This is a genomic window from Streptomyces sp. NPDC001851 (genome assembly GCF_040297165.1).
Classification (GTDB): Bacteria; Actinomycetota; Actinomycetes; order Streptomycetales; family Streptomycetaceae; genus Streptomyces.
Window position 1 is genome coordinate 1 of sequence record NZ_JBEOYR010000100.1, and the last position, 1,064, is coordinate 1,064.

At 49.6% G+C, this 1,064-nt stretch carries 1 protein-coding gene; it reads right to left on the reverse strand.

What is annotated here, in order from left to right; all coding sequences use genetic code 11:
- Positions 1-13: 13 nt before the first annotated feature.
- Positions 14-931 carry a restriction endonuclease gene (locus ABT171_RS41760; protein WP_164099983.1) on the reverse strand — a complete coding sequence of 306 codons (918 nt, stop codon included), beginning with the start codon at positions 929-931 and terminating at the stop codon, positions 14-16.
- Positions 932-1,064: the final 133 nt, after the last annotated feature.

Genomic DNA, 1,064 nt, shown 5'->3' on the forward strand with positions numbered 1-1,064 from the left:
GTTTGTTAGTGCATTACTGATCAAAGTAGTCGCTATCGAGCTTCGGAACCTTCAGCAACGTTGAACTAACACCCACCTCATTATCCATCATCAGATGTACCAATCGGTTACCGTCGATAAGTACCATGCCTTCTACCGATTGCGCGTAGGCAACGGCATGCTTAGTAAAGCCAGATGTCGTGATGAATACCCCTCGTTTAGCCTTTTGTCCCACAAGTGCACCGTAGAAGGCATGCAACTCAGGGCGGCCTACGGTGTTTTGCCAGCGTTTGGCTTGCACATACACTTTTTCTAAGCCGAGCTTATCTAAAGAGATAACGCCATCAATCCCCGCATCACCGCTGCCTCCGACACGCTTTAAATCATCGCGGTGGCCGCCGTAACCTAAACGGTGCAGTACATCCAACACGATAACTTCGAAGCGGCCTGGGGATACCTGGCTAAGGTTCTCCAGCAGTTCTGTTGCTACCGCATCGCGGATCTCTTTGATTGATTGTTCCAGGCGGTCGTCTGGGCTATTCGTTAACATCGCTTCGGTGAGAAGGGGTTCTGTAACTGGGTCTAAATCCACCGCATCACTATTTTGTTGAAGTTTGACGTTGGTATAAGCCAAAGCGAGATGTTCGACTTCTGCTGCAGTGAGCGGGTTTGGATGCTGCTTTAACCAGTCGATGCCTTTGGCGGTTAAGCACCATTTTCCTCTGGATAAGCTGTGCGAGAGCCCAGCACGTTTCAAACGATCGTGAGCCCAGCCGGTACGGTTCTTGTAAACCAATTGGCCGCTGGCAATGGTCTCTGCCCGTTGTTCTTCGTTTAGGTTGAGTATGTCTGCTGCTGCATCTTGCACATCCCGAGCAACTGCGCCTTCGGGCTTAGTTGCTAAAAAGCGAAGCACTGGCTCGATGAATTGGTCGTAGGTAGGTACTGACATGCTGAGGTTCCCTGTTTTTCCTTATTATTCCTATGATACTGCACAAACCTGGTTTTGAAATTGACAGGTAGCACGCTGTTGCAGGCAACTTTTAACCGATAGCGGCCTCTTTCAACTCCAACTTCACCATCAG